Here is a 26,639-nt window from a genome sequence, read left to right as displayed (position 1 = left end):
ATGAGGTCGTTATGAAATTATTGATCCTTGGCAATCACACATGCGGCAACCGTGGTGACAGCGCAATTTTACGTGGATTGTTGGACGCTATTGCCCGCCTGAATCCTGAGGCGGAAGTGGATGTGATGAGCCGCTATCCGGTCAGCTCCTCCTGGTTACTTAATCGCCCGGTGATGGGTGATCCGCTCTACAGCCAGATGAAAGCGCACAACAACGCCGCTGGCCTGATGGGGCGCGTGAAGAAAGTGCTGCGCCGTCGCTACCAGCACCAGGTGCTGCTCTCCCGCGTGACCGATACCGGCAAGTTGCGCAATATCGCCATCGCACAGGGGTTTACCGATTTTGTCCGCCGTCTGGCAGATTATGATGCGATTATCCAGGTCGGCGGCTCCTTCTTTGTCGATCTCTACGGTGTGCCGCAGTTTGAACATGCGCTCTGCACCTTTATGGCGAAAAAACCGCTGTTTATGATTGGTCACAGCGTCGGGCCGTTCCAGAACGAGGACTTTAACAAGCTGGCGAACTACGTCTTCGGCCATTGTGACGCGCTGATCCTGCGCGAGCATGTCAGCCTCAATCTGATGAAGCAGAGCGGCATCACCACGGATAAAGTGGAGCAGGGCGTCGATACCGCCTGGCTGGTGGATCACCATCAGGAGGATTTCACCGCCAGCTACGCCGTTCAGCACTGGCTGGACCTGGCGGCAAAAGAGAAGACCGTGGCCATTACCCTGCGTGAACTGGCACCGTTTGATAAACGTCTTGGCACCACCCAGCAGGCGTATGAAAAGGCCTTTGCGGATGTCGTCAACCGCGTGATTGACGCGGGCTATCAGGTGATTGCGCTCTCTACCTGCACCGGCATCGACAGCTATAACAAAGATGACCGCATGGTGGCGCTCAACCTGCGTCAGCATATTCAGGATCCCTCCCGCTACCACGTGGTGATGGATGAGCTGAACGATCTGGAGATGGGCAAAATTCTCGCCGCGTGCGACTTAACCATCGGTACGCGCCTGCACTCAGCGATCATCTCCATGAACTTCGGCACGCCGGCGATTGCCATTAACTACGAACACAAGTCAGCCGGGATCATGCAGCAGCTCGGCATGCCGGAGATGGCGGTGGATATTCGCCATCTGCTGGACGGTTCGCTGGCGTCAATGGCGGCAGATACGCTGGGCCAGTTACCGGCGATTAACGCACGGCTGGCAACGGCAGTCGCGGCCGAGCGCGAGCAGGGCATCAAGATGGTGCAATCGGTGCTCGAGCGCGTGCAGGGGGTGAAATGAAAGTCGGCTTCTTTTTGCTGAAATTTCCTCTCTCGTCCGAAACGTTTGTCCTCAACCAGATTGTCGCCTTTATCAATATGGGATTTGAGGTTGAGATTGTCGCCCTGCACAAGGGCGATATGAACAATACTCACGCCGCGTACACTGAATATAAGCTGGCGGAGAAGACGCACTGGCTGCTGGCGGAGCCGGAAGGGAAACTGGCGAAGCTGGGCTATCGCGGGCAGGCCATCGCCCGCGGCATGTTTAAGCCGTCGACCTGGAAAGCGCTCAACCTCTCCCGTTACGGTGATGAGGCGCGCAACCTGATCCTGCCAGCGATTTGCGGCCTCGCGCCGCAAACTTTTACCGCCGATGTCTTTATCGCCCACTTTGGCCCGGCGGGCGTGACCGCGGCGAAACTGCGCGAACTTGGCGTACTAAAAGGCAAGATCGCCACCGTTTTCCACGGAATCGATATCTCGCACCGCGATGTGCTTACGCACTACACCCCGGAGTATCAGCAGCTCTTTAAGCGCGGCGATTTGATGCTGCCGATAAGCGATCTGTGGGCCGGGCGGCTGCTCACCATGGGCTGCCCGCAGAATAAGATTGCCGTCTCACGCATGGGCGTCGATATGACGCGCTTCAGCCTGCGCGAAGTGAAATCACCGGGCCGTCCGCTGCAAATCATCTCTGTCGCGCGTTTGACGGAGAAAAAGGGGCTGCACGTCGCCATCGAAGCCTGCCGCTTGTTGAAAGAGCGCGGCGTGGCATTCAAATACCGCATTCTGGGTATCGGCCCATGGGAGCGCCGTTTGCGCACCCTGATCGAGCAGTTCCAGCTTGAAGATGTGATTGAGATGCCCGGTTTTAAGCCGAGCCACGAAGTAAAAGCGCTGCTTGATGAAGCGGATGTCTTTTTACTCCCCTCCATTACCGGCACCGATGGCGACATGGAGGGTATTCCGGTCGCGCTGATGGAGGCGATGGCCGTTGGCATCCCCGTGGTCTCGACCGTTCACAGCGGTATTCCGGAACTGATCGACGCCGGACGATCCGGCTGGCTGGTGCCGGAAAACGACGCCGAAGCGCTGGCTGAGCGTCTGGCCTCCTTTGGTCAGATGGCGAGTGAGGAGCTTACGCCGGTCGTGACCCGCGCCCGGGAGAAAGTAGAGACGGACTTTAATCAAACGATTATCAACCAGCAACTGGCCAGTCTGCTGCAAACGCTTTGATGAGAGGCTTTATGACTGCGAAACGACGCTCAACCGCGCTGACGCGCCGCTCCTTCCTGACCGCCAGCTCCGCGCTGGCGGCGCTTCCCCTGCTGCATATGCCTGCCGCGCGCGCCCTTGGACGCAGCGACACGGTAAAGCTAAGCGATTACAACCACAATGACTGGCCGGCTGCGCTCAATAAGGCCTTTGCCGACGCGCAGACGGTGGAGGTTCCCGCCGGGCTGGTGTGCGAAAACATCAATACCGGCATTTTTATTCCCGCCGGTAAAACGCTGCTGGTGCGCGGGGCGTTAAAAGGCAGCGGACGCGGGCGTCTTGTGCTGCAGGACGGCAGCCGGGTGATTGGCGAGCAAGGGGGCAGCCTCTATAACGTCATGCTGGATGTGCGCGGCTCAGATTGCACCATTAAAGGTGTCAGCATGAGCGGCTATGGCCCGGTAATGCAGATCTACATCGGCGGAAAAGAGAAGCGCGTTATGCGCAATCTGGTGATTGATAACATCAACATCAGCAAAGCTAACTACGGCATTTTACGCCAGGGCTTCCATAACCAGCTCGATGGCGCGCGCATTACCCATAGCCGCTTTAGCGATCTGCAGGGCGATGCCATCGAGTGGAACGTGGCAATCAATGACCGCAATATCCTGATCTCCGATCACGTGATCGACAATATCAACTGCACCAACGGCAAAATTAACTGGGGGATTGGCATCGGGTTAGCGGGCAGCACCTATGACAATAACTACCCGGAAGATCAGTCGGTGAAAAACTTTGTCGTGGCAAATATCACTGGCAGTAATTGTCGCCAGCTGGTGCATGTGGAAAACGGTAAACATTTTGTTATTCGTAATATCAAAGCGAAAAACATTACGCCGGACTTCAGTAAAAAAGCGGGGATCGATAACGCCACGGTGGCTATTTATGGCTGTGATAATTTCGTTATCGATAATGTCACGATGGAAAATAGTGCCGGTATGCTGATTGGCTACGGGGTGATTAAAGGCGATTATTTATCCATTCCGCAGAATTTCAAACTTAATGATATTCAGCAGGATAACAGCAGCAGTAAATATAAGCTGCGCGGTATCCAGGTCTCCTCCGGTAACGCGACCTCGTTTGTCGCCATCACCAACATCAAGATGCAGCAGGCCACGCTTGAGCTGCACAATAAGCCGCAGCACCTCTTCCTGCGCAATATTCATATTACGCAGGATGCGTCGGTAGGCCCGGCGCTGAAGCTCAACTTCGACCTGCGCAAAGATGTGCGCGGCCGTTTTATGGCGAAAAATGAGACGCTGCTGTCGATGGCGAATATTCATGCAGTGAATGAGAACGGTCAAAGCTCCGTTGATATCGATCGCGTCGATCAGCACACCGTAAATGTCGAAAATTTAAACTTCCGCTTACCCGCTAAACGGTCATAAGCCTCTTTTGAGGCTTTTGCGAGGAATCCTGGAGATTAAACCGGGGCGTTAGGATTACATCAGATGTCATGAGGGAGCATCACTCGTCGCCATTTTCATACCTGTTTGCCATGAACGTACTGGCGAAAACAGGTCAAGGGTTTATAATTCATCAATAAATTATAGGTGGAAGAAATAATGGTTAATTTGAAGGCAGTTATTCCGGTAGCCGGACTTGGGATGCATATGCTTCCCGCCACTAAAGCGATTCCAAAAGAGATGCTGCCGATTGTCGACAAGCCGATGATTCAATACATTGTCGACGAGATTGTCGCGGCGGGGATCAAAGAGATTGTTCTGGTTACTCACTCGTCAAAAAACGCGGTAGAAAACCACTTCGACACCTCCTATGAGCTTGAAGCCCTCCTTGAGCAGCGTGTTAAGCGCCAGTTGCTGGCAGAAGTGCAGTCCATCTGCCCGCCGGGCGTAACGATTATGAACGTGCGTCAGGCGCAGCCGCTGGGCCTGGGCCACTCCATTCTCTGCGCGCGCCCGATTGTCGGTGACAATCCGTTTATCGTCGTCCTGCCAGATATCGTGCTGGACACGGCAACTGCCGATCCGCTGCGTTATAACCTCGCCGCGATGGTCGCACGCTTTGGTGAAACCGGCCGCAGCCAGGTGCTGGCAAAACGTATGAAGGGCGATCTCTCTGAGTACTCGGTTATCCAGACCAAAGAGCCGCTGGACAGCGAAGGCAAAGTGAGCCGCATCGTGCAGTTTATCGAGAAGCCGGATCAGCCGCAGACGCTGGACTCCGATCTGATGGCGGTAGGGCGCTATGTCCTTTCTGCGGATATCTGGGCAGAGCTGGAAAACACCGAGCCGGGTGCCTGGGGACGTATTCAGCTGACTGATGCTATTGCGCGTCTGGCGGAAAAACAGTCCGTCGATGCGATGCTGATGACTGGCGACAGCTACGACTGCGGGAAGAAGATGGGCTATATGAAAGCATTCGTAAACTATGGCCTGCGTAACCTGAAAGAAGGTCAGAAATTCCGCGATAGCATTCAGAAGTTGCTGGCACAATAATCAATTAAATTAATCCGGTGCTTTACGCCTGATTGCCAGGGCAGTAAAGGGTAACGTTGAGAGAGTTTACTCTCAGGTTATTCTTACTGCCTTTTTTGTTTTTATCTGAAAATAAACAATTAAAAAAGGTAGTTATGTGGATTTTTTAAGCTTTTAGTCTATAGATTTTCCCTTGTTTCTATGGCTGTTTCAGCGGAGAATAGCCGCTTAGCATTTTGTGCCCAGCGCAGCGGGAATGACGCGTGTGTCGGGCGCTAACACTATTTATGTTGACTGTCTCATACAGCGTTCGGGTAGCTGAAAAGCCTGGGGCGGTAGCGTGTCATTTTTTTGCTCACGCTTCTTCGATTACCCGTCGAGCGCGTTCTAAACATTGCAAAGCAAGTACGGATAATTCTCGTGAAAATACTGGTTACCGGTGGTGCAGGCTTTATTGGCTCTGCAGTTGTGCGTCATATTATTAATAACACTCAGGATCATGTGGTTAATGTCGACAAATTAACCTATGCCGGAAATCTGCAATCATTAGCAGAAGTGGATAAAAGCGCGCGTTATGCATTCGAGCATGCAGATATCTGTGATGGTGCGGCGATGGCGCGTATCTTTGCTGAGCATCAGCCTGATGCAGTGATGCATCTTGCGGCAGAGAGCCATGTTGACCGTTCCATTACCGGCCCGGCAGCCTTTATCGAAACCAATATTATGGGCACTTACGTCCTGCTTGAAGCCGCTCGTCAATATTGGGCGCAACTGGATGAGACGCGCAAAGCCGCTTTTCGCTTCCATCACATCTCTACTGATGAAGTGTATGGCGACCTGCCGCATCCGGATGAAGTCGCCGCTGGCGAAGCGCTGCCGCTTTTCACAGAAACAACCGCCTATGCGCCAAGCAGCCCTTACTCTGCTTCCAAAGCCTCAAGTGACCATCTGGTGCGTGCATGGCGCAGAACCTATGGCTTCCCTACTCTGGTGACGAACTGTTCCAACAACTACGGTCCGTTCCACTTCCCTGAGAAACTGATTCCGCTGGTAATCCTCAACGCGCTTGAGGGTAAACCGCTGCCGATCTATGGCAAAGGCGATCAGATCCGTGACTGGCTCTATGTAGAAGATCACGCCCGTGCGCTCTATACGGTGGTGACCGAGGGCGTTGCAGGTGAAACCTATAACATCGGTGGACATAACGAAAAACAGAACCTCGATGTGGTACACACCATCTGCGATCTGCTTGATGAAATCGTGCCGAAAGCCAGCTCCTATCGCGACCAGATTACCTATGTGACTGACCGTCCGGGCCACGATCGCCGCTACGCGATTGACGCAGACAAAATCAGCCGCGAACTCGGCTGGAAGCCGCAAGAAACCTTTGAAAGCGGCATCCGCAAAACGGTTGAGTGGTATTTAGCCAATACCGCGTGGGTTGAAAACGTCAAGAGCGGCGCTTACCAATCCTGGATCGATCAAAACTACGGGGAACGCAGCCAATGAATATTCTGCTGTTTGGTAAAAACGGACAGGTTGGCTGGGAACTTCAGCGCGCCCTTGCACCGCTTGGCCATGTGACTGCGCTGGATTTTCAGTCAAAAGAGTATTGCGGCGATTTCTCTAATCCAGAAGGTGTTGCTGAAACGGTGCGTCGTATCAAGCCTGATGTGATCGTCAATGCTGCCGCCCACACCGCTGTTGATAAAGCGGAGTCTGAAGTGGAATTTGCTTCTCTGCTCAATGCGAAAAGTGTCGAGGCTATTGCGCGCGAAGCGGCAAAGATCGATGCGTGGGTTGTGCACTACTCCACCGATTACGTTTTTCCCGGCGACGGCAATAAGCCGTGGGTTGAAACAGATAAAACCGCGCCGCTGAACGTCTATGGTCAGACAAAGCTGGATGGTGAAAACGCGCTAAGTGCAAATTGCCCGAAGCATCTGATTTTTCGCACCAGTTGGGTCTATGCCGGTAAAGGCAACAACTTCGCAAAAACCATGCTGAACCTGGCGAAAACCCGCGAGGAACTCTCCATCATCAACGATCAGTTCGGTGCTCCGACGGGCGCAGAACTGCTTGCAGACTGTACCGCTCATGCTATTCGCACTGCGCTGACGAATCCGCAAGTGGCGGGTTTGTACCATCTGGTGGCAGGCGGTGAGACCTGCTGGCACGACTATGCCGCGCTGGTTTTCGCTGAAGCCCGTGAAGCAGGAATCGAGCTTGCCCTCACAAAATTAAATCCTGTAGCGACCGAAAGTTTCCCTACGCCCGCGAAGCGTCCGCATAACTCCCGGTTAAACACAGAGAAGTTTCAGCGCACTTTCGGTCTGGTTCTCCCGCACTGGGAGCAGGGCGTAAAAAGAATGTTGGCAGAGTTGTTTACAGCGACTGCTGCCCGTTAACTGATTACTTGAGACAAAAGATGAAAACACGGAAAGGTATTATTCTGGCGGGTGGTTCGGGAACACGTCTTTACCCGGTTACTATGGTCGTCAGCAAGCAACTCTTGCCAATCTATGACAAGCCAATGATCTACTACCCGCTTACCACACTGATGTTAGCGGGCATTCGTGACATTTTGATTATCAGCACGCCTCAGGATACTCCTCGCTTTCAACAGCTGCTGGGCGACGGTAGCCAGTGGGGCTTAAACCTGCAATATAAAGTGCAGCCGAGTCCGGATGGCCTGGCACAAGCATTTATCATCGGCGAAGAGTTTATCGGCAATGATGATTGTGCGCTGGTTCTGGGCGATAACATTTTCTATGGCCACGATTTGCCGAGGCTGCTTGATGGCGCGGTGGAGCAAGAGAGCGGGGCAACCGTCTTTGCATACCACGTCAACGATCCGGAGCGTTATGGCGTTGTGGAGTTCGATAAGCAAGGTAAAGCGATTAGCCTGGAAGAGAAACCGCTGGAGCCGAAGAGCAACTATGCGGTGACCGGTCTCTATTTCTATGACAACGATGTTATTGAAATGGCCAGAAGCCTGAAACCTTCTGCGCGCGGCGAGCTTGAGATTACCGATATCAACCGACTCTATCTTGAGCAGGGCCGTTTATCTGTTGCCATGATGGGCCGTGGCTACGCATGGCTTGACACCGGTACGCATCAGAGCCTGATTGAGGCAAGTAACTTTATTGCGACCATCGAAGAGCGTCAGGGCCTGAAAGTTGCCTGCCCTGAAGAGATCGCGTTCCGTAAAGGCTTTATTGATGCCGAGCAGGTGAAGAAACTGGCGGCACCCCTTGCCAAAAACGCCTATGGACAATATCTGCTCAAGCTGACGCACGATCACTAAAAGAGGGCATTAATATGGAGATCCGATTAATTCCTTTGCAAAAGCATGGTGATGAACGCGGGCTGTTAGTTGCACTTGAGGAAGACAGAAATATTCCCTTCCCGATTAAACGTATCTATTACATTTTCGATACGCTGAAAGGTGTCCGACGCGGCTTTCATGCGCATAAAGCAACAAATCAGTTGGCTGTCGTTGCGCGCGGCTCATGCAAATTCCATATGAATGATGGAAAAAATACCAAAGAAATAGAATTAAGCGATCCGGCGGTAGGGTTATTAATACCGCCCTATATCTGGCATGAGATGTATGATTTCAGTGACGACTGTATTCTGATGGTCATTGCAGATGATTATTATGACGAGTCAGACTACATCAGAAATTACGATGATTTTTTAAACATAGTACATGACAATGAACATTCATAAGTTGAGTGATGTACAATCGACCTCGATTGGTGAGGGCACGACTGTCTGGCAATTTGTTGTTATCTTGAAAGGTGCTGTTATTGGTAAAAATTGCAATATTTGCGCAAATACGTTAATCGAAAACGATGTGCAAATTGGCGATTCAGTTACCGTTAAAAGCGGCGTCTATATTTGGGATGGGATTACCATCGAAGATAACGTATTTATCGGCCCCTCTGTCGCTTTCACTAATGACAAACATCCGCGCTCAAAACAATACCCGGAAGAGTTCCTGAGAACCTATGTCAGGAAAGGTGCTTCGATTGGTGCCAATGCAACGATATTACCTGGAATTGAAATAGGTGAAAATGCAATGGTAGGGGCGGGGAGCGTGGTAACGAAAAATGTACCAGCCGATACCATCGTCGCGGGAAATCCAGCGCGGATTATTGGAAAGGTGAGTGGGGAATAAATGAAACAAGTTAAATTTCTTGATTTAGGCGGCATAAACGAAAGACAGAGTAAAGAACTGACGGAGGCTTTTACCCGCGTTCTGCATTCTGGCTGGTATATCATGGGCGAAGAGTTAGCACAGTTCGAACGTGAGTTTGCTGAATATTGTGGCGTTGAACACTGCATCGGCGTTGCAAATGGCCTGGATGCACTGGTATTGACGCTGCGCGCCTGGAAAACAATGGGCTTAATGAATGATGGCGATGAAGTTATCGTTCCGTCAAACACCTATATCGCGACCATCCTGGCTATCACTGAAAATAACCTTAAGCCGGTTCTGGTTGAGCCCGATCTCAATACCTATAATCTTGATCCGCAATTAACCGAACGCGCTATTACTGATAAAACAAAAGCGATCCTGCCTGTTCATCTTTATGGCCAACTCTGCGATATGAGTGCGCTGGTGGATATTGCCAAAAAACATAATCTGCTCATTCTTGAAGATTGTGCCCAGGCGCACGGCGCGGTAGCGCACAATAAAAAAGCGGGTGCGTGGGGTGATGCTGCCGGATTTAGTTTCTATCCGGGTAAAAACCTCGGGGCGATTGGCGATGCAGGAGCGATCACAACAAATGACGCGAAGCTCGCGGAAATGCTGAAAGCGCTGCGTAATTACGGCTCCCATAAGAAATATGAAAACCTTTACCAGGGCCAGAACAGTCGCTTAGACGAACTGCAGGCTGCTCTGCTGCGTGCCAAGCTGCCGCTGCTCGACAGCGACACCGCTGAACGTCAGAGAATCGCTAACAGATACATTAGCGAAATCAAAAATGCGCATATTGTTCTTCCTGAGGTGAAAGAGCAGTCTGCTCATGTATGGCATCTTTTCGTTATTCGCTCAGCGAATCGTGCAAACTTCAAAGCGTATCTTGATGCCAATGGTGTGCAAACCCTCATCCATTACCCCATTCCTCCGCATCGCCAACAAGCCTATAGCCATGAATTATCGGCACTGCAGCTCCCCATCTCCGAGCAAATTCATGAGGAAATTCTCTCTCTCCCTATCAGTCCGGTTATGAGTGATGAGGATGTTGATTACGTTATTGACGTAATAAACAAATATAAAGAATGAAAAAAATATTCCAGGTCACCGTGCTGACGGCCTTCTATACATTTTTAAAAATGATAGCAGGATTTATTGTTGGCAAGATTGTGGCTATTTATACCGGTCCTGCCGGTATTGCTATGCTTGGACAGCTGCAAAGCCTGATAACGCTCAGCACGGGTATCACCACTGCGCCGGTAAGTACCGGCTTAGTGCGTTATACCGCCGAATCCTGGAAGGGCGATGCTGCCGTTTGCGCGCCGTGGTGGCGCGCGTGCATCAAAATATCCGGAATGGCTATGTTGTTAGTCATTCCGCTTATTATTGTGTTTTCGCGCCCGTTAGCGATCGAGGTTTTTGAAAACGGGGCATATGCGTGGGTCGTTGTTTTCGCCTCCTGCCTTCTGCCTTTCACAACATTAAATACGCTCATATCCTCGGTGCTAAACGGACAGCAGAAATATAAGCAATTCATTCTGCTGGGGATGTTGTCCGTTGTTATCTCCACCATAGTTATGATCCTGCTGGTTGTCTTCTTTGGTCTGAACGGTGCGCTTATCGCGGCCGCAATGAACAGCGGTATTGCGGGCATCGTTTTGATGATCTCTTGCCTGAAACAACCATGGTTCCGTCTGAAGTATTGGTGGGGTGAAACAGAAAAGCAGCACCTCACTTCCATCGCTAAATATGCGCTAATGGCTCTGGCAACTGCGGCAGCGATGCCGGTAGTGATGATTTTTATTCGTAAGATCCTCATTGCGCATACAGGCTGGGATGGTGCGGGCCACTGGCAGGCGGTGTGGAAGATTTCCGAAGTCTATCTTGGCGTCATTACAATAGCGTTATCGACCTACTTTTTGCCGCGGCTTTCCGTGTTGCAGGATAGCATTCTGATCAAACGCGAAGTGAACTCCGTTATGCCTTACATTGCCATGGTGACGATGGTGCTGGCAGGTGGGATTTATCTTTTTCGCGATTTGAGCATCACGCTGTTATTTACTGAAGAATTCAGAACCGCCAGAGATCTGTTTGCCTGGCAGTTGATCGGTGACGTTATAAAAATCATCGGCTTTATGTATGCCTACCCTTTACAGGCGCAGGGGCACACAAAGGTATTTATTGTTTCTGAATTACTTTTCGCTGCGCTGTTCGTTATCTTGTGTAATTATTTCGTCGCGATTTATGGAGTTCAGGGCGCTAATTTTGCATATGCTATGACTTATAGCGCTTACACTATTTTTGCCTTTGTCTTTACCAATTACATCAATGTGCGTGTACGTGCCAACAGGTGAGGTTGCAGTTGAATATAGTTATTCCGGTATTGGGCTTCGGAAGAGCTGGAGGGGAACGAGTGCTGTCTCAGGTTGCGACACAGCTCGTTGATCATGGAAATGAAGTCACTTTTGTTGTCCCGCAGGGCCAGGCTGAAAAACCTTATTACCCGACCAAAGCGAGTATTGCATTAAGTCAAAAAAGCACTTCTAACAATAAATATGTCAGGCTGGCAATGACTTATTTTTATCTATGGCGCGAATGCAAAAAGCAGAAGCCTGATATTGTGCTCGCCAATTTCCATATGATGGCTTACCTGGTTGCTTTATTGCCAATATCGAATAAAAAGAAATTGTATTACATCCAGGCTTATGAAGTGATGTTCGGCAAAAACAGCCTGAGAAAATTATTTGCCTATCTGACCTATTTATTACCGCTGCGCAAAATCGTTAACCATAAAGATATCTTACCGGCAAAGATAAATAACTATGAAGCGGTCATTCCTGCTGGTCTGGATTTGAATCTATTCAAACCACAGGAGATAAACGATAGTTTCAAAATCCAGACGATTGGATTTATCGGGCGTCAGGAAAAGCATAAAGGTTCTGATGAACTCATCGACGTATTATGCGCTCACCCTTACCGGCACGATATTACACTGAATATTGCCATCTACCTGAGTGATGAGAATAGAGCTAAACTCGAAACAGCTGGAATAAATTACTGTTTCTACGCTATCTCCTCAGATGAAGAGCTGGCTACGTTCTACCGACGAAATCACCTGATGCTGGCTGTCGGATTGATTGAGGATGGTGCTTTCCACTATCCGTGTGCCGAGTCGATGGCTTCAGGGTGTTTGGTCATCTCAAATTACGCGCCGCTGACCGAGACGGAAAGTCATTTTACGCTGACGACATTTGATCCCAACCTGTTAACAGAGAAGATTAAGTCAGCCTTTGAGCTGGATTCAACAAGTTATAATAGTGAAATCCAGCGCAATATTACCGCCGTTGCCAAATATGATTGGAAGACAATCGGGCAACAATTCAATTCACTGATCCAAAAGCATTAATATCTCAATGGTAAATTCTATGAAAATAATTAAAACTGAAATCTCTGATTTATTGATTATCGAACCGGTTGTTCATGGCGATGAGCGCGGTTTTTTCATGGAGAGTTTTAATCGCAATGATTTTCAGCGGAGCACCGGTAGAGATGTTGATTTCGTCCAGGATAACCACTCAAAATCGAGTAAAGGCGTGTTGCGCGGCTTACACTACCAGTTGAATCCATACGCTCAGGGCAAACTGGTGAGATGCGTGGCCGGGGAAGTCTTCGATGTCGCCGTTGACTTGCGTGTCGATTCACCGACCTTTAAAAAATGGGTTGGTGTGACGTTATCGGCTGAAAACAAACGCCAATTTTGGATCCCGGAAGGCTTCGCCCACGGGTTTTTGGTGGTGAGCGATCACGCTGAATTTTTGTATAAGACGACGAGTTATTATGCTCCGGATCATCAGATGGCCATTGCTTACAACGATCCGACGCTCAATATTGAATGGCCGGCGCTTGACGTTGATTACAATCTTTCCAAAAAAGATCTCGAGGCTCTGCATATCGATGCGCTTGATGAAAAAGCATTTTTCTAATGCCTCATGCAGCTGCGGAAATCATCATGTGGAATGGTCGCTATTCTAATTTAAAGCTCATTTTATGAAAACAGATGATGTCTCCAGTCATAACCGCAGTGTTAATACACTGAGTATGACCTTTTTCTTTCTTATAGCGGTATTAATAGTTGGCTTCTTCCTGGGTAATACTCAATTTATAGGTATTAGCCGCGATTATGCAAACTATGTGGCGATCTTCTCCGGACTCGATCAGACTGTTTTTTTGGAATTGCTTTATCGCATCTTGCTGGAAATCACGACTGACTACACGGTCGTGATATTTACAGTCCTGCTGCTCTCTTTGTTGTTGAAATGTATTTTCTACGCAAAATATTCCTCAAATACACAATGCCTGGTCATCTTTCTCCTCTATTATCTACTGGTCTCAACGTGGGTATTAGATTATACGCAGTTTAGAAATGGTCTGTGCATCTCAGTGCTGATATATAGCATGCTTTTTTTATTTGAAAAAAGAGTAAAAGCCTATTATATCACCGTGCTGTTAGCCATAGCGACGCACTGGTCTGCGCTACCTTTTCTTTTCCTGTACCCCTATGTCCATCACGCACGATTCCGCCTGATGGGCAATATTATCGCGGGTGGGTTCCTGTTTATCTATGTTACTGGATTAACGGAACAACTGATTTCTTATATCCGAACCTTTAGCATAGGCCGAAAGATAGGTAATGACGCTGCGGTAAATGTGATCAACTCACTGTCACTATCCTTTACAGCCTGGTATCTGATAGTCAGGCATACAATAAAGGCTCCGGCGAATAAATATTTTAATAACTTTTTCTATTTCGCCATTTTGCAATACATTGTTTTTGCCATGTTCTCGCTTCCGGTGATGGCTTTCAGGATCCTGGAGATGTATTTCTTCCTGATGTTGACCATCGGCGTATTCGTTGAGCAGCGGGCGACAAATATCTACCTGGTTCTTGGGAAAGTGGTCATTCTTCTTTACCTGGCGTTTTATTATCATTATCTGTTTGGGGTTATTGATTAAATGAGTAAAGTAACATGTGCTATCGTTGTAACTTATAATCCAGAGCCTGAAAAAATATCGCAATGTGTAGCATCTTTAACCCGTCAGGTAACCCAGGTTATTGTTGTAGATAATGGGTCAACCAATGTTGACTCGCTTTCAACGCTGGCCGCAGATAATATTGAATTGATCGTTCTTGGCGAAAATAAAGGGATCGCCTATGCGCAGAATTATGGTGTGCAGATAGCTAAAAAACATCACTGCGACTATTTCTTTTTCTCTGACCAGGATACTGTTTTTCCGGACGATACGGTTGAGAAGTTACAGCGTATTTATGAGCAACCTCATGCGGCAGGTCAGAAAGTGGGATGTGTTTCGCCATTTTTTAAAGACCTACGCACTAATTACGTTCATCCGTCAGTTTCGCTTAACACCTTTACCAGTACCAAAATTTATACGCATGAGAGCGGTAAATGCTTGTATCCATCGCATGTAATAGCGTCGGGTATGCTCATCTCTGAAAAGGCGTGGTCAGAAGTCGGTCCCTTCATGGAAGAGCTATTTATCGATTGGGTCGATACAGAGTGGTGCTGGCGTGCGGTAAGTAAGGGATTCATCATTGTTCAGTCGCCTGACGTTATGATTTCCCATGAACTCGGTTACGGTCAGAAGAACTTTGCTGGACGTTCTGTCACGATTCACAACTCCTTCCGGAACTATTATAAAATCAGAAACGCACTCTATTTGATGACGTTTTCTGGTTATTCATTTAAATATCGATATCATCTGGCGTTCCACGCAATTAAAAACATTGTTTTTGAAATTATTTACTCCCAGAACAAAAAGCATTCGTTAAAAGTTGTTATGAAGTCCGTTGCTGATGCATTTCGGAAAAAGATGAGCAAAGGTTTATAATTTTATAGGTGTGAGATGGGTAATTTTTCTCGGAAGAAAGTGGCAGTTGTAGGTACAGTCGGTTTACCAGCATGCTATGGCGGATTTGAATCTCTGGTGCAAAATTTAGTTGATTATCAATCTGATAAAATAAACTATGAAGTTTTCTGCTCATCAGTAAAATATACGCAAAAAGCAAAAAAATATAATAACGCTGAGCTGATCTATTTACCGCTCAACGCCAATGGTGCCTCCAGTATTCTGTACGATATTCTGTGCCTGCTGGTTTGCCTTTTCAAACGACCTGACGTCGTCTTGATTCTGGGTGTATCAGGCTGCATTTTCCTGCCGGTGTACCGTCTGTTATCCAAATCCAGAGTGATCACTAATATCGATGGTCTGGAGTGGCGCAGAAATAAATGGAGCCCGAAAGCAAAATGGTTTTTGAAAAAATCAGAACAAATTGCTGTTAAATATTCTGATGTGGTTATTGCTGATAACCAGGCAATCGCGGAATATGTCGAGCAAGAATATGGACGGAAAAGCGAGGTCATTGCTTATGGTGGTGACCATGCGGTAGCAGCCGGGAAATCTTTATCTTCACCGCTTAATACATCTGCAGATTATTTCTTAGGGCTGTGCAGGATTGAGCCTGAAAATAATGTCGATATGATCCTCGAGTCGTTTGCTGCCAGCGGTTTGAAGCTTAAGTTTATGGGTAACTGGGATTACAGTGAATATGGGGCGAAACTAAAAGAGAAATATAAGAATCTGCCAAATATTGAAATCCTCGATCCCGATTATGAAATCGCAAATTTGTACGGCTTAAGAAAAAACTGTGCGGCCTATATCCACGGTCATTCAGCGGGGGGAACGAACCCGTCCCTGGTTGAAGCGATGCATTTTACGATCCCGATCATTGCCTTTGACTGTACATTCAACCGCTTTACGACTGATGGTTGCGCACTCTATTTTTCGACCAGTGCTGAGCTTCAGCAACTCGCACAAGGATTGCACAATGGGGAAATCGAAGCCAAACGCGATAAATTAAAAGAGATCGCTGAAGAAAAATATTGCTGGAAAAATATTGCGGCTATGTATGAGCAGCTTTTTTGAGCGCAATCATTAGAAGAGTAATACTTCTGCTTTTCTGAATAGCATAAAATATATTCTACGGTTATTAAGGTAATTCTTAATAGGGTTAATATACTAAGCAATATGCCCCATTATTTAATGACACCTTTCGCTATTCCTTTATCCTTGAAGTGAGTTAGTATCTTAACAGTTTATCAAGCCGCGCATATGCGGTGACCACACCTGACAGGAGTATGTAATGTCCAAGCAACAGATCGGCGTTGTTGGTATGGCAGTGATGGGGCGCAATCTGGCGCTGAATATCGAAAGCCGTGGCTATACCGTTTCTATCTTCAACCGCTCGCGCGAAAAAACCGAAGAAGTTGTTGCCGAGAACCCAGGCAAAAAGCTGGTTCCTTACTACACCGTACAAGAATTTGTCGAATCTCTGGAAACTCCCCGCCGCATTCTGCTGATGGTGAAAGCCGGCGCGGGTACCGATGCCGCGATTGACTCCCTGAAGCCGTACCTGGATAAAGGCGACATCATCATTGATGGTGGTAATACGTTCTTCCACGACACCATCCGCCGTAACCGTGAACTCTCTGCGGAAGGCTTCAACTTTATCGGCACCGGCGTTTCCGGCGGTGAAGAGGGCGCGCTGAAAGGGCCTTCTATCATGCCTGGCGGCCAGAAAGAGGCTTACGAGCTGGTTGCGCCGATCCTGACCAAAATTGCTGCGGTAGCTGAAGATGGCGAGCCGTGCGTTACCTATATCGGTCCTGATGGTGCCGGTCACTATGTCAAAATGGTGCACAACGGTATCGAATATGGCGATATGCAGCTTATTGCAGAGGCGTATGCCCTGCTGAAAGGCGGCCTGAACCTCTCCAACGACGAGCTGGCAAAAACTTTCAGCGAGTGGAATGCGGGCGAGCTGAGCAGCTACCTGATCGACATCACCAAAGATATCTTCACTAAGAAAGATGAAGAGGGCACTTACCTGGTTGATGTGATCCTTGATGAAGCGGCTAACAAAGGTACTGGTAAATGGACCAGCCAGAGCTCGCTGGATCTCGGCGAGCCGCTGTCGCTGATCACCGAATCAGTATTCGCTCGTTACATCTCCTCTCTGAAAGAGCAGCGCGTTGCGGCTTCCAAAGTTCTTTCTGGCCCGCAGGCTAAACCGGCCGGTGATAAAGCGGAGTTCATTGAGAAAGTGCGTCGCGCACTCTATCTGGGCAAAATCGTCTCCTACGCGCAGGGCTTCTCTCAGCTGCGTGCCGCCTCTGACGAGCACAACTGGGATCTGAACTACGGCGAAATCGCGAAGATCTTCCGCGCAGGCTGCATCATTCGTGCGCAGTTCCTGCAGAAAATCACCGATGCCTATGCAGAAAACCCGGCTATCGCTAACCTGCTGCTGGCCCCTTACTTCAAGCAGATCGCTGATGATTACCAGCAGGCGCTGCGTGATGTTGTCGCCTATGCGGTTCAGAACGGTATTCCGGTACCGACTTTCTCCGCCGCCGTCGCTTATTACGACAGCTACCGCTCTGCGGTGCTGCCAGCGAACCTGATTCAGGCGCAGCGTGACTACTTCGGCGCGCACACTTACAAGCGCACTGATAAAGACGGCGTATTCCATACGGAATGGCTGGATTAATCTGATAATCATCCATTAGTTGAATACAAGCCCGGTCGTTAAAACCGGGCTTTTTTTTCATCGAAACCGCGATAATTACGGGGATCGGACATTTATTTTTAGGAATAAAGCCAGGCAAACTCAGGCAGGGCGGGCTTTGTAGCCGCTGTTTGTCTTATTGACACTCTCTCAACGGAAGAGGTAAAAACCCCAACAGTTATTGATATAAAGCGGTGGCGATGGGATCGCCACCTCCGGTTTCATACACTGACAAAAGTTGCTTATCGAATGAAAATAACAATCTCCGGAACAGGTTACGTTGGGTTATCAAACGGGATCCTTATCGCGCAGAACCATGAAGTCGTCGCGCTCGATATTGTGCAGTCCAAAGTGGATATGCTTAATGAGAAAATTTCTCCGATCGTGGATAAAGAGATTGAGGAGTATTTGCAGACTAAGCTGCTCAATTTCCGCGCCACAACGGATAAGCATGACGCCTACCGCAACGCTGATTACGTCATTATCGCCACGCCGACGGATTACGATCCCAAAACTAACTACTTTAATACCAGCAGTGTAGAGTCAGTGATCCGCGATGTTCACGCCATCAATCCCCAGGCGGTGATGATTATCAAATCGACCATCCCGGTGGGCTTTACCCAGTCGATTAAAGAGAAGCTGGGCATTGATAATGTCATTTTCTCGCCAGAGTTCCTGCGCGAAGGCCGAGCGCTGTATGACAACCTGCACCCTTCACGTATCGTGATTGGCGAGCGCTCAGAACGCGCCGAGCGCTTTGCGGCGCTGCTGCAGGAAGGCGCTATCAAACAAGATATTCCGGTGCTGTTTACCGACTCTACCGAAGCAGAAGCGATCAAACTGTTTGCCAACACCTACCTGGCAATGCGCGTAGCGTATTTTAACGAGCTGGATAGCTATGCTGAGAGCCTCGGGCTGAATAGTCGTCAGATTATCGAAGGTGTATGCCTCGATCCGCGTATTGGCAATCACTACAACAACCCTTCATTTGGTTACGGCGGCTACTGCCTGCCGAAAGATACCAAGCAGCTGCTGGCGAACTATCAGTCGGTGCCGAATAACATTATTTCGGCCATTGTTGATGCTAACCGCACGCGTAAAGACTTTATTGCTGACTCTATCCTGGCGCGCAAACCGAAAGTTGTCGGTATCTACCGCCTGGTGATGAAGAGCGGTTCAGACAATTTCCGCGCCTCGTCAATTCAGGGCATCATGAAGCGCATTAAAGCGAAAGGCGTGCAGGTCATCGTCTATGAGCCGGTGATGCAGGAAGATGAGTTCTTCCACTCGCGCGTGGTGCGCGATCTTGAGGCGTTTAAACAAGAAGCAGATGTTATCGTCTCCAACCGCATGGCACGTGAACTGGCAGACGTAGAAGATAAAGTCTATACCCGTGACTTATTCAACAACGATTAATCATAAACCGTAAAAACAAACGGCCCTGATGGGCCGTTTTTTGTTCAGTTTGCATTAACGCCTTATTTACGCCAGGAATAATAGTAATAAGTTCGTATGATTGCTTAAAGTGTACTTGCTAACATTTATTTACACGTAATCCTATAGCAAAAAGATAGCGAACCGCTAAACTCGCGTTTTACGACTCTTTTTTCGCTCTTATTATTTAGGGTGGCTATGACTGACGAAAGAAACAAACTGCCTTACCGGCAGAGCAACGAAGCTGAGAGTATTGATTTGATTGATATTTTATTGCAAATCTGGCGCGGCAAAATGGTTGTTGCCCTCTTCGTTGTATTGAGCTTAATTATAGCTGGCATTTATTTGGCTTTTGCAAAAGAGAAATGGACTTCAGTCGCTGTCATTAGTGCGCCAGATGCCGGTCAAATTGTAAACTATACCAGCGCCATGAGCATCGTCAGCAATGACAACCGTTTTGATATCACCGGCATTCAGGAGCGGGTAATTGGACGGTTCAACTCTGCATTTTCCGCTCTTTCTGAAACGCTCAATAATCAGGATATTCCAGAAAAGCTGACCATTGATACCGCCGTACAGGGGCAGTCGCTGCCGCTGAAGGTGACTTATCAGGGTGCATCGGCAAAATACGCGCAGCAGAAACTGGCTGAGTATATTGAGGAGATCGATCAGCTTATCGGCAAAGAGTTGGTGAGCGATTTAGATATCAACATCAAATCGCGCGCCAGCAATTTAATGGAGTCGCTGAGCACGCAGGAGAGGGTGGCGCAGGAGCAAAAAGATTTGCGCATCCGCCAGATTATGCAGGCGCTTGCCGTTGCTAAAGAGTCAAAGGTGAACGCGCCGCAGATCCAGCAGACCGAAAATGTGTCGCAGGATACGATGTTCCTGCTGGGCAGCTCTGCGCTGGAATCGATGATCAAAAACGAATCATCGCGGCCACTGGTTTTCTCTGAGGATTACTACAAAACGCGTAAGAACCTCCTCGATTTGCAGACGATTGAAGTCAAGCCGGACACCATCCACAGCTATCGTTATGTAATGAAACCCTCTTTGCCGATTCATCGTGATAGCCCCCGTAAGGCGCTGACAATGATCCTTGCGCTGATCCTGGGCACACTGGCGGGCTCGGGAGTGGTTCTTTTGAGAAACGCGCTGCGCAACTACCAGCCGAAAGCGTAAAAAAGAAAAACCGGGCAGTGCCCGGTTTTTTTATGCCCGCAATCTACTGGTGCCGCGCGCGCAGGTTCTCAATCACCGTGGTCAAATCGAGATTTTGATCCTGTAGCAGCACCAGCAGGTGATACATCAGATCCGATGCCTCATTAGTCAGCTCTTCGCGGTCGTTCACCGTTGCCGCCAGCGCCGTCTCTACGCCTTCTTCACCAACCTTCTGCGCAATACGCTTCGTGCCGCTGGCATAAAGTTTGGCGGTATAGGAACTTGCCGGATCGGCGCTCTTACGCTCGGCCAGCAGCGTTTCCAGCTGATAGAGGAACAGCCACTGGTGGCTGGTGTCGCCAAAGCAGCTTGAAGTGCCTTTATGGCAGGTGGGGCCAATCGGATTAACCAGCACCAGCAGCGTATCGTTGTCGCAATCAGGTGCAATCTTCACCACATTGAGGAAGTGTCCGGAGGTTTCGCCTTTGGTCCACAGGCGTCCTTTGGTGCGGGAGAAGAAGGTCACTTTGCCGCTCTCCAGCGTTTTCGCCAGTGCCTCTTTGTTCATATAGCCCAGCATCAGCACTTCGCCGGAGACTGCATGTTGCACCACGGCGGGCAGCAGTCCGTCGGTTTTTTCCCAGTCCAGTTGGGAGAGTTGTTGCTCTGTTAACATACCCTGATCTCCACGCCCTGGCCTGCCAGGTACGCTTTTAATTCACCAATATTGATAATCTGTTTGTGGAACACCGAGGCCGCCAGCGCGCCATCGACATCCGCATCGCGGAAGGCTTCAAGGAAGTGTTCCATCGTGCCGGCACCGCCGGATGCGATCAGCGGCACATTGCACACCTCGCGCACTTTTTTCAGTTGCTCCAGGTCATAGCCATTACGCACGCCATCCTGGTTCATCATATTCAGCACAATTTCACCGGCACCGCGCTTCTGCACTTCCTGTACCCAGTCGAGTGTTTCCCACTGCGTCACACGCGTGCGGCTCTCATCGCCGGTATATTGATTCACGTGATACTTGCCGGTTTCGGCATCAAACCAGGTATCAATCCCCACCACAATGCACTGCACGCCAAAGCGATCCGCCAGCCGGGTAATCAGCTCAGGATCCGCCAGCGCCGGTGAGTTAATCGAGATTTTGTCCGCGCCGAAGGAGAGGATCTGCGCCGCGTCCTCAATCGACTTGATGCCGCCCGCCACGCAGAAGGGGATATCAATCACCTCCGCCACGCGCGTAACCCAACTCTTATCCACCACGCGGCCATCGCTGGAGGCGGTGATATCGTAAAACACCAGCTCATCTGCGCCTTCCTCGGCGTAGCGTTTTGCCAGCGGCACAATGTCGCCGATGATTTCGTGGTTGCGAAACTGCACGCCTTTCACCACCTGGCCATCACGCACATCGAGACAAGGAATTATCCGTTTTGCCAGCATTGAATGGCCTCCTTCACCGTAAATTTACCTTCCAGCAGCGCACGGCCGACAATCACGCCGCCTACGCCTGTTCCGCGCAGCGCGGCGATATCATTAATGTCGCCAATGCCGCCAGAGGATTGAAACGCCACCTGCGGCCAGCGGGCGCAGATCTCTTCATACAGCGACACATTCGAGCCTGCCAGCGTGCCGTCGCGGGAGATATCCGTGCACAACACGTGGCGCAGGCCAACGGCGAGATAGGTCTCCACCAGCGCTTCCAGCGTCACGCCGGAGTTCTCCTGCCAGCCGCTGATGGCAACCTGTTTTGTGCCTTGCTCATCAATGCGCACATCCAGCGCCAGCACCAGCTTGTCGGCGCCGAAACGGGTAAACCAGCCTTTGACCGTCTCGGGCGATTTCACCGCCGTCGAGCCAATCACCACCCGCGCCACGCCCGCGTCGAGCAGAGCGGCAACATCCTCCTCGCTGCGCACGCCGCCGCCAACCTGCACCGGCACAGTAACGCCCGCCACCAGCGTTTTCAGTAACGGGATCTGGCGACGCGCCGGATCTTTCGCACCGGTCAAATCGACGAGGTGTAACAGCTGCGCGCCCTGAGCGGCGTACTCCTGCAAGCGCGGCAGCGGATCGCTGCCATAGTCGCGCTGCTGGGCGTAATCGCCCTGATGCAGGCGCACCACGCTGCCATCAATTAAATCTAAAGCGGGAATGATCATCACATCTCCAGGAAGTTTTTCAGCAGCTGCGCACCCGCACGCCCTGAGCGCTCCGGGTGAAACTGCACGCCGTAGAAGTTGTCGCTCTGTACGGCGGCGGTAAACGGCTCGCCATAATCACAACGGGCGATGGTGCTGGCATTCACCGGCATTGCGTAGCTGTGAACAAAGTAGAAGTACGCGCCATCCTCAATGCCCTGGAAGAGGCGATGGCCCGCTTTCGGGTAGACCTGGTTCCAGCCCATATGCGGCAGCGGCAGCCCGACATCATTCATTTTCGGCACCGCTTCATCAATAATGCCCAGCAGGTCGACGCCGCCATTCTCTTCGCTGAAACGCCCGAGCAGCTGCATACCGAGGCAGATGCCCAGCACCGGCTGGGTGCAGGCTTTGACCAGCTCAATCAGCTCGCGCTCGCGCAGCTGATCCATTGCCGCCTGCGCGGTGCCTACGCCCGGCAGAAACAGCTTGTCGGCACGCAGCACCACGTCGGGATCGCGGCTGACCAGCGGCTCATAGCCGTGGCGCATAATGGCGGACTGCACCGAGTGAAGGTTGGCGCAGCCGGTATCGAGGATCACCACATTCATCACAGCACTCCTTTTGAAGAGGGAAGGGTATCGCCCTCAACGCGGATCGCCTGGCGCAGCGTACGGCCAAAGGCTTTAAACAGGCTCTCGACGCGGTGGTGATCGTTTTTGCCTTTGGTCTTCAGGTGCAGGGTCAGCGCCATGGTGTAGGAGAGCGAGCGGAAGAAGTGCTCCACCATTTCAGTGCTCAAATCGCCGACGCGCTGATAGGTAAACTCCGCTTTATATTCCAGATGCGGGCGACCGGAGATATCCATCGCGCAGCGCGCCAGGCACTCATCCATCGGCAGCACAAAGCCGAAACGGTTAATGCCACGCTTATCGCCGAGCGCCAGCTTCAGCGCTTCGCCCAGCGCCAGGCCGGTATCTTCTACGGTGTGGTGATCGTCGATATAGAGATCACCTTTCACCGCAATCTCCATGCGAAAACCACCATGGGTGGCGATCTGATCGAGCATATGGTCAAAGAAGCCGACGCCGGTATTGATCTTGCTGCCGCCTTCGCGGTCGAGCCACACCTTGACCTCGATCTGCGTCTCTTTGGTGTTACGCACAACGTGGGCGTAGCGGTCGCGGCGGGTCAGCTGCTCGCCAATCATTGCCCAGTTCAGGGTTTCACGGTTGTAGCGCAGGCCGCCAATCGCCATGTTGTCCGCCAGCTCAATGTCGGTGGCGCGATCGCCAATCACGTAGCTGTTGGCGCGATCCAGCGCGCCTTCTTCCAGCCAGCGCTCGACCAGTTTCACTTTCGGTTTGCGGCAGTCGCAGTTATCGGCCGGCAGGTGCGGGCAGATCAGCACCTCTTCGAACTCTACGCCCTGGGACTGGAAAATCTGCATCATCAGGTTGTGCGGGCCGTCAAAATCCGCCTGCGGCAAGCTGCTGGTGCCCAGACCATCCTGATTGGTGATCATCACCAGTTTATAGCCCGCTGCCTGCAGCTTGAGCAGCACCGGGATCGCCTGCGGCTCGAAGGCCAGCTTGTCAAATCGGTCCACCTGAAAATCGGTGGGCGGCTCGGAAATCAGTGTTCCGTCACGATCAATAAACAGGTACTTCTGGCTCATACTTGCTCCGCACGTAAAGCGTCAATGACGCGCTGGCTCTCTTCACGGGTACCAATAGTGATACGCAGACAGCCGCTTAAAGAGGGTTGCTTGTTCTGGTCTCTCAGGATAATGCCCTGATCCCACAGCGATTTAAACACCGCGCTCGAGGCGGTCATGCGCACAAGAATATAGTTGGTTTCGGAGTCGAACACCTGCTCAACGCAGGGAATATCACGCAATGCATTCACTAAGAACACCCGCTCGGCGACGATCTGCGCCACGCGCTCACGCATTGCCGCAACGCCCTGCGGGCTGAGCGCCTGCGCAGCAATATCGGCCACCGGCGTGGAGAGCGGGTAAGGAGCAATCACTTTCATCAACAGGGCGATCACCTCTTCATTGGCGAGGGTAAAGCCGCAGCGCAGCCCCGCCAGCGCAAAGGCTTTTGATAAAGTGCGCAGAATAACCAGGTGCGGATATTCACTCAGCCAGCCGGCGAGGGTCGCCTGCGGGCAGAACTCAATATAGGCTTCATCGGCGATGACCAGCGCTTTACCGCGGGTCATCTCCAGCAGGCTGCGCAGATCCTGCGGGTTGATAATCTGCCCGGTCGGGTTGTTGGGGCTGCACACATAGACCAGTTTCACGCCATCCAGTTTATCGGCGATGCCCTGCAAATCCAGCTGCCAGTTTTCACGGGCCAGTACGGTGCGGTACTCGACGCCGAAGGTTTCGGCGCTGACGCTGTACATGCCATAGGTCGGCGGGCAGAAGAGCACCGCATCCTGCCCCGGCTCGCAGAAGGCGCGGATCAGCAACTCAATCCCTTCATCAGCGCCGCGGCTTACCAGCACCTGCTCTGGTTTCACGCCTGCGTACCGGGCGTAGTTATCGATCACCGCTTTCGGCTGGCACTCCGGGTAGCGGTTGAGCGCGTTTTGCGTCAAATCAAACGGGACTGCGGTCGGGAACTCATTGGCGTTCAGCCAGACATCACCTTTGCCGCCAAGGCGGCGCGCCGACTGATACGGCGTCAGTTCGCGGACATTTTTACGCGCCAGCTCTTCAATGCTCATGCTTGCTCCTTAAGCGCCTTGACGCGCAGGGTAACGGCGTTTTTGTGCGCGGTCAGGCGTTCAGCCGCCGCCAGCGTTTCGATGGTGCTGGCAAGCTGCGCAAACCCTTCGCGCGAAAGCTCCTGCACCGTCATGCGTTTCTGGAAATCTGCCAGCCCGAGGCTGGAGCAGGTCGCGGTGTAGCCATAGGTCGGCAGCACGTGGTTAGTGCCGGAGGCGTAATCGCCCGCCGACTCCGGCGACCAGTCACCAAGGAACACCGAACCAGCGCTGGTAATGCTCTCCACCAGCGACCGCGCGTCGCGGGTCTGAATAATCAGGTGCTCCGGGCCGTACTGGTTTGAGATCTGCACACACTGCGCCAGATCGCGCGCCACAATCAGCCGGCTGGCAGCAAGCGCCTGGCGCGCCGTCTCCGCGCGCGGCAGGTCGGCAAGCTGGCGCTCAACGGCCTGCGCCACGCGTGATGCCATTTCGCTATCAGGGGTCAGCAGGATCACCTGTGAATCAGGGCCGTGCTCCGCCTGTGACAGCAGATCGGAGGCGACGAAATCCGGTGTCGCGCCGCTATCGGCAATCACCAGCACTTCGGAGGGACCGGCCGGCATATCAATTGCCGCACCATCGAGGCGCTGGCTCACCTGGCGTTTCGCTTCGGTGACGAAGGCGTTGCCTGGGCCGAAAATCTTATCCACTTTCGGCACTGATTCGGTGCCGAGGGCGAGAGCGGCAATTGCCTGCGCGCCGCCGACCTGATAGACCGCCTGCACGCCACACAGCTGCGCGGCGTAGAGGATTTCATCGGCGATAGGCGGCGGTGAGCAGAGCACCACTTTGCGGCAGCCTGCGATGCGCGCCGGGGTCGCCAGCATTAACACCGTCGAGAAGAGCGGCGCAGAGCCGCCGGGAATATAGAGCCCCACCGAGTCAATCGGGCGGGTTACCTGCTGGCAGCGCACGCCAGGCAGGGTTTCCACATCCACGGTTGGCAGAATTTGCGCGGTGTGGAAGGTGTCGATGTTCTTTACCGCCACCGCCATCGCCTGTTTGATCTCGTCGCCCAGGCGGGCGCTGGCTTCTTCAATCTGTTGCGTGGTCACTTTCAGCGCGTCGACCTGGGTTTTGTCGAACTTCGCGCTGAAGGCGCGCAGGGCGTCGTCGCCGCGCGCGCGAACTTCTTCAATAATCTCTGCGACCGTACGGGTAATGCTTTCGGAGGCGGAGATCGCCGGGCGCAGCAAGAGGGCGCGCTGCTCCTCTTCACTACAGCTGTTCCAGTCGATGATGGTGTTAAAGCTCATACTCTTTTCCTTATCTGGCAAACGGG

25 protein-coding genes and 2 pseudogenes are annotated in these 26,639 nt (G+C 51.3%); 20 read left to right on the top strand and 7 right to left on the bottom strand.

Annotation, left to right across the window (positions count from 1 at the left end; all coding sequences use genetic code 11):
* The first annotated feature begins 11 nt into the window (after nt 1-11).
* The 20 genes and pseudogenes from wcaK to wzzB all read left to right on the top strand — a co-directional run bounded on the left by wcaK (nt 12) and on the right by wzzB (nt 20,453).
* Nucleotides 12-1,292 (top strand): colanic acid biosynthesis pyruvyl transferase WcaK, encoded by a 1,281-nt coding sequence (gene wcaK, locus ACWPW2_RS12880; RefSeq protein WP_454123352.1) that lies wholly within the window; start codon nt 12-14, stop codon nt 1,290-1,292.
* Complete coding sequence (gene wcaL / locus ACWPW2_RS12875; protein WP_454123350.1) at nt 1,289-2,509, top strand: colanic acid biosynthesis glycosyltransferase WcaL; 1,221 nt, start codon at nt 1,289-1,291, stop codon at nt 2,507-2,509. The genes wcaK and wcaL overlap by 4 nt, the downstream gene beginning before the upstream one ends.
* Before the next feature lie 11 nt (nt 2,510-2,520).
* Nucleotides 2,521-3,936 (top strand): colanic acid biosynthesis protein WcaM, encoded by a 1,416-nt coding sequence (gene wcaM / locus ACWPW2_RS12870; RefSeq protein ID WP_454123348.1) that lies wholly within the window; start codon nt 2,521-2,523, stop codon nt 3,934-3,936.
* Between the two features lie 177 nt (nt 3,937-4,113).
* Nucleotides 4,114-5,007, top strand: a complete 894-nt coding sequence (gene galF / locus ACWPW2_RS12865; RefSeq protein ID WP_023479160.1) for a GalU regulator GalF — start codon at nt 4,114-4,116, stop codon at nt 5,005-5,007.
* A gap of 399 nt (nt 5,008-5,406) precedes the next feature.
* Nucleotides 5,407-6,495 carry a dTDP-glucose 4,6-dehydratase gene (gene rfbB / locus ACWPW2_RS12860; RefSeq protein WP_023479104.1) on the top strand — a complete coding sequence of 363 codons (1,089 nt, stop codon included), beginning with the start codon at nt 5,407-5,409 and terminating at the stop codon, nt 6,493-6,495.
* On the top strand, nt 6,492-7,394 hold the full coding sequence (gene rfbD, locus ACWPW2_RS12855) for a dTDP-4-dehydrorhamnose reductase (RefSeq protein ID WP_312120089.1): 903 nt from the start codon (nt 6,492-6,494) through the stop codon (nt 7,392-7,394). The genes rfbB and rfbD overlap by 4 nt, the downstream gene beginning before the upstream one ends.
* Nucleotides 7,395-7,414: 20 nt before the next feature.
* On the top strand, nt 7,415-8,293 hold the full coding sequence (rfbA, locus tag ACWPW2_RS12850; RefSeq protein ID WP_312120091.1) for a glucose-1-phosphate thymidylyltransferase RfbA: 879 nt from the start codon (nt 7,415-7,417) through the stop codon (nt 8,291-8,293).
* A gap of 14 nt (nt 8,294-8,307) precedes the next feature.
* A complete protein-coding gene (locus ACWPW2_RS12845) occupies nt 8,308-8,718 on the top strand; it encodes a sugar 3,4-ketoisomerase (RefSeq protein WP_023479225.1) in 411 nt (136 codons plus the stop codon).
* Nucleotides 8,699-8,926: pseudogene (locus tag ACWPW2_RS12840) on the top strand (acyltransferase); the annotation flags it as partial. The gene ACWPW2_RS12845 and the pseudogene ACWPW2_RS12840, both read left to right, overlap by 20 nt.
* Nucleotides 8,900-9,154 (top strand): annotated as a pseudogene (locus ACWPW2_RS12835) (acyltransferase); the annotation flags it as partial. The pseudogenes ACWPW2_RS12840 and ACWPW2_RS12835, both read left to right, overlap by 27 nt.
* Nucleotides 9,155-9,169: 15 nt before the next feature.
* Entirely contained in the window at nt 9,170-10,282 is a 1,113-nt protein-coding gene (locus ACWPW2_RS12830; protein WP_023479159.1) for a DegT/DnrJ/EryC1/StrS family aminotransferase, read from the top strand.
* Nucleotides 10,279-11,547 carry an O-antigen translocase gene (locus ACWPW2_RS12825; protein ID WP_454123344.1) on the top strand — a complete coding sequence of 423 codons (1,269 nt, stop codon included), beginning with the start codon at nt 10,279-10,281 and terminating at the stop codon, nt 11,545-11,547. The genes ACWPW2_RS12830 and ACWPW2_RS12825 overlap by 4 nt, the downstream gene beginning before the upstream one ends.
* A gap of 8 nt (nt 11,548-11,555) precedes the next feature.
* Entirely contained in the window at nt 11,556-12,599 is a 1,044-nt protein-coding gene (locus tag ACWPW2_RS12820; protein WP_454123342.1) for a glycosyltransferase family 4 protein, read from the top strand.
* A 19-nt stretch (nt 12,600-12,618) separates the two neighbouring features.
* Entirely contained in the window at nt 12,619-13,176 is a 558-nt protein-coding gene (rfbC, locus tag ACWPW2_RS12815) for a dTDP-4-dehydrorhamnose 3,5-epimerase (protein WP_023479106.1), read from the top strand.
* 64 nt (nt 13,177-13,240) lie between these two features.
* Nucleotides 13,241-14,206, top strand: a complete 966-nt coding sequence (locus ACWPW2_RS12810) for an EpsG family protein (protein ID WP_454123340.1) — start codon at nt 13,241-13,243, stop codon at nt 14,204-14,206.
* Nucleotides 14,207-15,100, top strand: coding sequence for a glycosyltransferase family 2 protein (locus ACWPW2_RS12805; RefSeq protein ID WP_454123338.1), 894 nt, complete (start codon nt 14,207-14,209; stop codon nt 15,098-15,100).
* A 15-nt stretch (nt 15,101-15,115) separates the two neighbouring features.
* Nucleotides 15,116-16,195, top strand: coding sequence for a DUF1972 domain-containing protein (locus ACWPW2_RS12800; protein WP_454123336.1), 1,080 nt, complete (start codon nt 15,116-15,118; stop codon nt 16,193-16,195).
* A 217-nt stretch (nt 16,196-16,412) separates the two neighbouring features.
* Nucleotides 16,413-17,819 carry an NADP-dependent phosphogluconate dehydrogenase gene (gndA, locus tag ACWPW2_RS12795; RefSeq protein ID WP_023479125.1) on the top strand — a complete coding sequence of 469 codons (1,407 nt, stop codon included), beginning with the start codon at nt 16,413-16,415 and terminating at the stop codon, nt 17,817-17,819.
* 267 nt (nt 17,820-18,086) lie between these two features.
* Nucleotides 18,087-19,253 (top strand): UDP-glucose 6-dehydrogenase, encoded by a 1,167-nt coding sequence (ugd, locus tag ACWPW2_RS12790; RefSeq protein WP_454123334.1) that lies wholly within the window; start codon nt 18,087-18,089, stop codon nt 19,251-19,253.
* A 216-nt stretch (nt 19,254-19,469) separates the two neighbouring features.
* Complete coding sequence (gene wzzB / locus ACWPW2_RS12785; protein WP_312120106.1) at nt 19,470-20,453, top strand: LPS O-antigen chain length determinant protein WzzB; 984 nt, start codon at nt 19,470-19,472, stop codon at nt 20,451-20,453.
* A gap of 43 nt (nt 20,454-20,496) precedes the next feature.
* Here the strand turns inward: wzzB and hisIE are convergent, their stop codons facing one another.
* Genes hisIE through hisD form a run of 7 tightly spaced genes read right to left on the bottom strand, consistent with a single transcriptional unit; the run spans nt 20,497 to nt 26,613 of the window.
* Nucleotides 20,497-21,108: a bifunctional phosphoribosyl-AMP cyclohydrolase/phosphoribosyl-ATP diphosphatase HisIE gene (gene hisIE, locus ACWPW2_RS12780; protein WP_279793101.1), complete on the bottom strand. Its 612-nt coding sequence runs from the start codon at nt 21,106-21,108 to the stop codon at nt 20,497-20,499.
* Nucleotides 21,102-21,878, bottom strand: coding sequence for an imidazole glycerol phosphate synthase subunit HisF (gene hisF / locus ACWPW2_RS12775; RefSeq protein WP_279793102.1), 777 nt, complete (start codon nt 21,876-21,878; stop codon nt 21,102-21,104). The genes hisIE and hisF overlap by 7 nt, the downstream gene beginning before the upstream one ends.
* Nucleotides 21,860-22,597 (bottom strand): 1-(5-phosphoribosyl)-5-[(5-phosphoribosylamino)methylideneamino]imidazole-4-carboxamide isomerase, encoded by a 738-nt coding sequence (gene hisA / locus ACWPW2_RS12770; RefSeq protein ID WP_023479177.1) that lies wholly within the window; start codon nt 22,595-22,597, stop codon nt 21,860-21,862. Before hisA ends, hisF begins: the two co-directional genes overlap by 19 nt.
* Entirely contained in the window at nt 22,597-23,187 is a 591-nt protein-coding gene (gene hisH / locus ACWPW2_RS12765; protein WP_023479202.1) for an imidazole glycerol phosphate synthase subunit HisH, read from the bottom strand. Before hisH ends, hisA begins: the two co-directional genes overlap by 1 nt.
* Entirely contained in the window at nt 23,187-24,254 is a 1,068-nt protein-coding gene (hisB, locus tag ACWPW2_RS12760) for a bifunctional histidinol-phosphatase/imidazoleglycerol-phosphate dehydratase HisB (protein ID WP_023479121.1), read from the bottom strand. The genes hisH and hisB overlap by 1 nt, the downstream gene beginning before the upstream one ends.
* Nucleotides 24,251-25,312 carry a histidinol-phosphate transaminase gene (hisC, locus tag ACWPW2_RS12755; RefSeq protein ID WP_454123330.1) on the bottom strand — a complete coding sequence of 354 codons (1,062 nt, stop codon included), beginning with the start codon at nt 25,310-25,312 and terminating at the stop codon, nt 24,251-24,253. Before hisC ends, hisB begins: the two co-directional genes overlap by 4 nt.
* On the bottom strand, nt 25,309-26,613 hold the full coding sequence (gene hisD / locus ACWPW2_RS12750; protein ID WP_454123329.1) for a histidinol dehydrogenase: 1,305 nt from the start codon (nt 26,611-26,613) through the stop codon (nt 25,309-25,311). The genes hisC and hisD overlap by 4 nt, the downstream gene beginning before the upstream one ends.
* Nucleotides 26,614-26,639: the final 26 nt, after the last annotated feature.

This window comes from Kosakonia sp. Marseille-Q7440 (assembly GCF_965119485.1).
This window is presented reverse-complemented; position numbering and strand designations above follow the sequence as displayed.